This is a genomic window from Roseateles sp. P5_E11 (genome assembly GCF_054049355.1).
In genome coordinates, this window is the sequence record NZ_JBFUMO010000246.1 from 1 (window position 1) to 8152 (window position 8152).

The following is an 8152-nucleotide window of genomic DNA, read 5'->3' on the forward strand; positions in this document are numbered from 1 at the left end:
GGTCTTGGGGATGAACCCCAGGTCCTGACCACCGTGACGAGCGCGGCGTGATGACCGCCCGCAAGCCAGGCATGAAGGGTTCTCAGGACGTGGATGTCGATGTTCTCCATGTGCACTTGGTCCTCAGGACGTCATGCCGGTTTGCCCCGGCCTGCTTTGAAGGGACGCCTGCAGCTGCCTCAGGGTCTGCGACGACAGATGGAACTCGTCGCTGCCGTGCAGCTTGTCGAGGGCAAAGGTGACGAAGCGCCGTACGCGGACGGGCATGTCGGTCCGGTGCGGATAGAACAGGTACAGGCCCATGCGTTCGCTGACCTGGTCAACGAGCGCCGCTATCAGGCTGCCCTCGCGCAGTGCCGGAGTGGCATTGATGCTGTCGATCTGGCCGACGCCCATGCCATTGACGACCGCCCGCATCTCGGTCTCCGTATCGCTGCTGCAGAGGGAGACCGGCAGCGCATGGAAGGTCGTCACGCCTCCTACGTCGAACTCCCAGGGCACCGGATGACTGGTACCCGGCTGCCGGTAACGATGGCGGCATGCACAAGCGCTGCCGGATCGTCGATCTTCTTCGCCATGAACTGCCGCACCAGCGCCTGGTTGGGCTCCGGGCCCGACGTTTCGATGGCGTACAGATGGCGTTGCTTGGCCACCGACTTGGCCTTGTAGCGGTCCACGCCAACCTCGCCGCGGCGCCATCGCAGCGCCGAAAGCTTGCCGTCGGCGCCGCTCTCCCATTCGGCCAGAAGAAAGACAGGGATGAAGTGGTGGTTGTTGTGCGAACCCATCTGGCCCCCGAGACGACATTCATCGCGCTGGCATGCCAATCTCGACCGCGCTAAGCGTCGGACACCAGCTTTAGGACCTCCGTTGACTGGAAGCTTCCGCGACGTGCACGTTCGATGCCGCTGGTGACCGCGTCCAACGATGCCTKCAACCTGAACCGCTGCGGCAGCGTCCCTGCCCCGCCGATCACGCATTCGAAGTCGATCTCGTGAGGCTGAGCAATCGGTACGTTCACCACCACGTCGCACAGGTCTTCAACGCCCCCGCCCTTTCACTGCATTTACTTCGTGCGCCGCCCGAACTAATATGAGTTCGGAACACCAAGTCAAAAACAACACAAGGAGACAAATGGGGCCGAAGCCGCCAGCACGGCGCCTCTCAGGCCCCGTCCAGCACGACCGTGGCAGTGGTGCATTGGCTGCGGCGGCGAGCTAAGCATCGGGCTTCTCCGTGCAGCGCGCGGAGGTGCCGAGCGACGTGGCCGGTCCCACTGCCGCACAAGGCAGGCGGTGCCTTCATGCAGACGCCCTGCTCCCGATCTAAGGCCTCGACAACGCGGGGCCTGTCCACGTGCCCCATGACTGGCTGCACATTCACCGACAGCACACCCGCGGACAGGGAGTCCACGGCGCTTGCGCCGCTGCAACTCCGGTAGGCGGCCAGGTCGGCGAACGCGCAGCTGCAACTCAACGCCAGGCAGTGCGACTGTCCCATCGACGACGCGCCCTTGCCCAATGCCATGCCGATCCTCGCCAGGACGGCTGACACCCTCATCCACTTCCCATGAGCAGCACACCATTCAAGACACTTTCGACAGCCGCCCTCTCGCGCCGCAGTTTGCTAGCCGGCGCCGCCGGCCTGAGTGCTGCACCCGGCATGCTGCTGGCCGCAGGTCGACCCGCAGGCGCGGCGGGCCAGCGGCTCTGGTACCGCCAGCCCGCGTCGCGTTGGGAGGAGGCACTGCCGCTGGGAAACGGACGCTTGGGCGCCATGGTGTTCGGCCGCGTCGCACAGGAGCGCCTGCAGCTCAACGAAGACACCCTATGGGCCGGCGCCCCCTACACACCGGACAACCCGGAGGCCCTGGCCGCACTGCCCGAGATGCGCCGCCTGATCAACGAAGGTCTGTTCAAGGAAGCATCGGAGCTTGCCAGCGCCAAGATGATGGCGCGGCCGCTATGGCAGATGTCTTACGGCAGCATGGGTGACCTGCTGATCGACTTCGATGCGGCAAGCAAACCCTCCAGCTATGAGCGCGAACTGGACCTTGAAACCGCTATCGCCAGCGTGCGCTACGCGGCCGCAGAAGGAGCGTTCACACGCGAAGCCTTTGCTTCGGCGCCCGACCAGGTGATCGTGCTGCACCTCACCTCGGAACATGGTCGCTTCGGGTTCGACTTGAGCTACCGAGGTCCGCGCGAGGCCAAGTACACCTCGCCCGATTACCAGGGCTCCGCGACTGAACTGGTGACCGAGCAGCCGGTGGACTGGCTGCTGGTCGAACCCGGCTTGCCCATTCACTCCGGCACCTCCGGCGGCGCTGATGGCGCCGGCGCCTGGCTCGCTCGCGGCCGGAACCAGGGCGGGCCCGATACGCCGGCCGGCCTGCGCTTCGCAATGCGCGTCAAGGTGATCGGCGATGGCCGCATCACCGAAAGCGAGACCGGCATCCGAGTACGAAATGCGAGCCGCGTCACGCTGCTGGTGGCCGGCGCAACAAGCTATGTGAACTACCACGACGTCAGCGGTGATCCTGAGACACGCGTTCGGGAACACACCGAGGCCGCCGCGCGCAAAGGCTTTGACGCGCTGCGCCGCGCTCACGTGCGCGATCACCGCCGGCTGTTCGCAGGCGTGTCGCTCGACCTGGGCACCGGCCCCGCCGCCGCCCTTCCCACCGACCTGCGCGTGGCTGCGGCTGAAAGTGCCGATGACCCGGCATTGGCCGCGCTGTACTTCCAGTACGCCCGCTACCTGTTGATCGCCTGCTCGCGTGCCGGCACCCAGCCGGCAAACCTGCAGGGCCTCTGGAACGAAGGCACAAACCCGCCATGGGGCAGCAAGTACACCATCAACATCAACACCGAGATGAACTACTGGCCGGCCGACCCCGCCGGTCTGAGCGAGTGCGTCGAGCCGCTGCTGCGCATGGTCGAGGAACTGGCCATCACCGGTGCCAAGACGGCGCGGACGATGTACGGCGCCCGCGGCTGGGTAGCCCACCACAACACGGATCTGTGGCGCGCTGCCGCACCCATCGACGGCCCGTACTGGGGCTTGTGGCCCTGCGGGGGTGCCTGGCTGTGCGTGACGCTTTGGGACCACTACGACTACACCCGCGACGACGCCGTGCTGAAGCGGCTGTACCCGCTGCTCAAGGGCGCCTCGGAGTTCTTCCTCGACACGCTGGTGGAAGACCCGCAAGGCCGCGGCCTGCTCACGTCGCCGTCGATCTCGCCGGAGAACTGGCACCCGCACGGCTCGTCGGTCTGCGCCGGGCCGGCCATGGACCGCCAGATCGTGCGCGACCTCTTCGCGCACACCGCCGAAGCCGGCCGTCTGCTGCAGCGCGACGCTGAACTGATGGCGCAAGTCCGTCGCACGCGGGAACGCCTCGCGCCCGACCGCATCGGGAAGGCCGGGCAGTTGCAAGAATGGCTGGAGGACTGGGACGTCGAAGCTGGCGAACAGCATCACCGCCACGTGTCGCACCTTTACGCCGTCTATCCGAGCGCGCAGATCAACGTGCGCGACAACCCCGCACTGGCCGAGGCCGCACGCGCCAGCCTGCGTCGTCGCGGCGATCTCGCCACCGGATGGGGCACAGCCTGGCGCCTGTGTCTGTGGGCACGGCTGTGCGACGGCGAGCACGCACACCGGATCTTGAAGTCGTTGCTGGGTTCTGCACGCACCTACCCCAACCTGTTCGACGCGCATCCGCCGTTCCAAATCGACGGCAACTTCGGTGGCGCGGCGGGCATCCTGGAGATGCTGGTGCAATCCTGGGGAGGCGAACTGCTGCTGCTGCCGGCGCTGCCGTCGGCTTGGCCGTCGGGGCGCGTGCGCGGTGTGAAGGCCCGCGGCGGCATCGAAGTCGACCTCAGCTGGGCGGGCGGCCGCGCAACCCAACTGTCACTGCACGGCCAGCCGCGGCAGCACGTTTCGCTGCGCGTGGGGTCGCGCCTGATTGCCGTCCATCTCGACGCCACCGGCCATGCAAGGCTGGACCGCAACGCACTGAACAAAGACCTGACCGCATGACCGCCCTCCCCGCCGTGAGGCCTGCATGCGGGCATCTCGACGGCCGCCGCTGACCCGCATCAACCCGCGATGAAGTGCTGTCCCGGCGGGCCACTAAGACACCTGGATGCGGCTGGATGACGTGCCCTCCAAGGCCAGCAGCGTCTCGCCGTCAGGCCGCCCGCTCGAGTCCGTCGCGGGCCGGTTCGATTGCACCGTCATTGAGGGAACGCCTGCCACATCGCGGCGCTGATAGCACTATTTCCCGTTGAAGGGACTCAGGTGGACTTGAGGTCGCCTAAGCCACGAGCCTTTTGCGCACTCGGCAGCAGCATGGAGTTCCTCTCCGGTATTGCGCCGGCCACTGGGCACACGGCCGCCCTTGTCGAACAGTCGCTGTTTCCACCGGGGCAGTACGTTCAATAGCAGTTCATCCCGCAAGGGTGTGGCCCAAGCCTTCGAGTGTCGTTGTGACGAGGGCGCGAGGTGTCGGACATGGCAGGCGGGTAGCCAGCGAAGTTCAAAAGGCAGCGGCGCAGCCGGGTTGCTTACAGAAACCTTCAGCAGCAGGGTGACGAGTGCTTCGCCGGAATGCAATGAAGCGTTCATATTCAAGGAACCAACCAACACATCCCCTAAGCGACTTCGCAGTGCGCAACGCCAAGGTTTCGCCTTTCCTGAAAGTCTTCATAGGGTCAATACTGATCCGTGACCGCACTACAGGGCGTTCCTCTTTGTCAATGTTCATGCAATACTTCGTCAACATATCGTTAATGCAAAAGAAGAAAAGCATTGATTGAGATTGTGAGTTGCTGCGCAGGGGCAGTGGTGCCTCGGCCCAAAGAGCTTGATCCCTCGATCGCCAACCAGGCGGCGCAAAACAAGGAGACATATGAAATTCGTCGATAGGACGGCTGTCGCGATGGCCGTCGCACAACTGGCGTGGGTGGCTCAGGCGAGCTACGCGCAGCAGCCTGCTCAGCCTGAGTCGTTGAACACGGTAGTGGTCACCGGCCAGCGCGCTGCGCTGCAGTCCGCCCAGAAGATCAAGCAAAACGCCGATGAGGTGGTCGACTCGGTCGTGGCCGAAGASATCGGCAAGCTGCMCGACCGCTCGATCACGGAAGTGCTCCAGCGCATCGTCGGCATCAGCATCAACCGCCAGGCCGGTGACAACGAGCGCTTCTCCGTCGAGGGCGCCGGTGTCAACATCCGCGGCCTGAACTACGTCCGCTCCGAAGTGAACGGGCGTGAGGCCTTTGCAGCCAACGGGGGCCGCTCGCTGAGCTGGGGTGATATCCCGCCCGAACTGATGGCAGCCGTAGAGGTCTACAAGAACCCGTCAGCTGAGCAGATCGAAGGCGGCATCTCCGGCCTTGTGAACCTTCGCACCGCGCTACCGTTCGACTTCAAGGGCCAGCGCATGGCCCTGTCGGTCGAAGGCACGTACGGCACCCTTCGCAAGGGCAAGGCTGACCTGTCGGTCTCCGCCCTGTATTCCAACCGGGTGCTCACGGACCTCGGCGAGTTCGGTGCCCTGATTGACATCGCGTCGTCGGACAGTTCCACGCGAACCGACACGTTCCAATTCGAGCCCTTCTACCCGCGCACGGACGTCGTCCCGGGCAAGACGGTCTGGATCCCCAAGGGCGCGCAATGGCGCACCTATGAATACGACCGCAAGCGCCAAGGCGCCTATGGTGCCCTGCAGTGGAAGGGCGAAAACGTCCGCAGCCACCTGAGCGTCTTTCATTCCCGCTATCGCGACAACGCGCTGGAGCAGTCGATCTTCTCCTCCGCGTCGCCCTATGACTTGCTGGTGAGCAGCGACGCGACTTACGACTCGAAGGGAGCGCTGCTGACCGGCACGATCAGCGACACCAAGAATGGCGGTATCCCCTTCAGTAACGCCGGTGGCTTCAGCAAGGGCAGCTCCAGAACTACCGATGTCGCCTGGAACATCCAGTGGAAGGTGACTCCCGCGCTTACGCTGACCAGCGATGTGCAGCGCACCACGTCCGCGGCCGACGCGTTCTCGTCGGCCGTGGGCCTTGGCATGCTGATGCCGAGYGAGAAGCTGGACTACCGCGGCGACGTGCCGCGCATCGATTTCAACGACGTCCAACGCGCTTTCCTGGCCGACCCCTCGAATTACTACTGGGGCACAACCATGGAGCACCTGCACAAGAACAGCGGTGAGCTCAAGGCGTGGAAGGGCGACGCCAAGTGGACCTTCGACCATCCTGTTCTCCGCGATGTCCGCGTTGGYGTTCGCCTCACAGACCGCGATGCGCTCACCGTCAATTCCGATCCCAGCTACAACTGGGCGGCGGTTTCGCAGCCGTGGCAACTGGGCTGGAACATCGGCAAGCTGGCTTACCTGAACGACCCGCGCTTCACGGCGCCCTACGTGGTCAACCAGTTCCCGAACTTCTTCAACGGCAAGGAGAGCGTACCGGCCGTAGTGTTCCCGGCGCCCATCGTTTCGAGCAACTACCCGGCCTCGTATGAGGAACTGCATAAGTATCACGACATCCTTTGCGCCGAACAGGCTGCGGCCCAGGGTTGGGGCAGTTGCGACGCGTGGAAAGCAGCGACGTTCGGTGGGGACAACCCGGCCGGCACGAACGATCAGCGTGAGAAGACCCGGGCCTTCTATACCCAGGTGCGCTTTGGCTTCGACGATCTGCCACTCCCCGTCGACGGCAACATCGGCGTCCGGTATGTGGAGACGCGCTCAAGCGCTCGTGGCTACACCGTGTTCCATCCGACGTTCAACGTCCCAGCTGGCAACAACCTGGCCGGTGTCCCGGTGCCCAACATCCCTGCCTTTGAAGCAAAGCGTGATGTCGAAAATTCGTACAACAACTTCTTGCCGAGCCTGAACCTGCGCATGCAGGCCAGCGACAAGCTTCAATTTCGCTTTGCGTATGGCAGCTCGATGTCCCGCCCGGACTTCTCGCAGCTTCAGGCCTACACCACCCTTTCGCAAAACGTCGATTCGACGACCAACGACGCGACCAAGGTGACGACCGTCAGGTCGGTGACCCATGTCGGCACGGCAGCAGGCAACCCGCTGTTGAAACCGATCACGTCCAAGCAGGTCGACCTGACGGGCGAGTGGTACTTCGCGCCATCCGGCTCGCTGACCTTCGCGTATTTCGACAAGCGTCTGAAGGACGTCGTCATTGACCAGACGATCGGGGTCTCGCTGCCGGACGTGAACGGCACGAAGCAGCAGTTCCTCGTCACCTCGCCGATCAATGGTGCGCGCGGCACTGCCCGCGGTGCGGAAATCGCCTATCAACAGTACTTCGACAACGTGCCTGACTGGCTCAAGGGCATCGGCCTTCAAGCCAATTACACCTATGTCGACAGCAAGCGCAAGCTGTACAACGGCGTGTTCAGCCCTTACTGCTCGGGCGGCAACAGCGCGGACAACCTGAACCTCAACCTGAACGGTTGCGACGTTGACGGCAGGACGTTCGGCAACCTGCCCTTGCCCCAGCTGTCGAGGAAGGCTTTCAACGTGGCCATCCTGTTCGATCGTGGCCCCTGGTCGGCGCGCATCGCCTACAACTGGCGCGACAAGTACTTCCTCAGCACGAACACCAACGGCACGTCCGGCGGCGACGGCACGGACACCAACCCGTCCAGCGCCACCCTCGGGCAGCGCAACGTCGCTTGGGGCATCCCGCTGTGGGCTGGCGCGTATGGCCAGCTGGATGCAGGCGTCTCATACAAGTTCACCGAGAACTTCAAGGTGGACGTGCAAGCGCAGAACCTGAGTGATGCCCGCTATCACCAGTTCATGCACCAAGGCATTGGCGACAAGCAGCGCGCTGTCTTCGCATCTGGCCCGCGCTATAGCGTGCGTGCTGGCTACTCGTTCTAACTAGACCATATGAGATCGGCCGCGCTGGAGGCTTSCGGCGTGTGCCGGCCTTTCAACAACCACATGAAAACCCTCAAAACATTTCTTGGGCTTGTCCTCACAGGCAACCTGTTCTTCGGTCAGGCCCAGGCACAAGGCACGACCGTCCCCGCTGCCTCTGACACGCCCGGCAAGTTCACCGAGCTCGCGCAGCGCCCGCAGCTCGGCTGGAACACCTGGAACACGTTCGCC

General features: G+C 64.1%; 5 protein-coding genes. 2 read left to right on the plus strand and 3 right to left on the minus strand.

The genetic code is table 11. The annotated features are described in order from the left end of the window. The 3 genes from ACXJKR_RS17830 to ACXJKR_RS17840 all read right to left on the minus strand — a co-directional run. Positions 1 to 110: XdhC family protein (locus ACXJKR_RS17830; protein WP_457323961.1), on the minus strand; the 110-nt coding region annotated here is incomplete at its 3' end. 13 nt (positions 111 to 123) lie between these two features. Next, complete coding sequence (locus tag ACXJKR_RS17835) at positions 124 to 501, minus strand: LysR substrate-binding domain-containing protein (protein WP_457323957.1); 378 nt, start codon at positions 499 to 501, stop codon at positions 124 to 126. After that, positions 480 to 788 carry a DUF4238 domain-containing protein gene (locus ACXJKR_RS17840; RefSeq protein ID WP_457323958.1) on the minus strand — a complete coding sequence of 103 codons (309 nt, stop codon included), beginning with the start codon at positions 786 to 788 and terminating at the stop codon, positions 480 to 482. The genes ACXJKR_RS17835 and ACXJKR_RS17840 overlap by 22 nt, the downstream gene beginning before the upstream one ends. A gap of 781 nt (positions 789 to 1569) precedes the next feature. Here ACXJKR_RS17840 and ACXJKR_RS17845 point away from each other — a divergent pair. Both ACXJKR_RS17845 and ACXJKR_RS17850 read left to right on the plus strand, forming a co-directional pair. Beyond that, on the plus strand, positions 1570 to 4047 hold the full coding sequence (locus tag ACXJKR_RS17845; RefSeq protein ID WP_457323959.1) for a glycoside hydrolase family 95 protein: 2478 nt from the start codon (positions 1570 to 1572) through the stop codon (positions 4045 to 4047). A gap of 901 nt (positions 4048 to 4948) precedes the next feature. After that, entirely contained in the window at positions 4949 to 7921 is a 2973-nt protein-coding gene (locus tag ACXJKR_RS17850) for a TonB-dependent receptor (RefSeq protein WP_457323960.1), read from the plus strand. Positions 7922 to 8152: the final 231 nt, after the last annotated feature.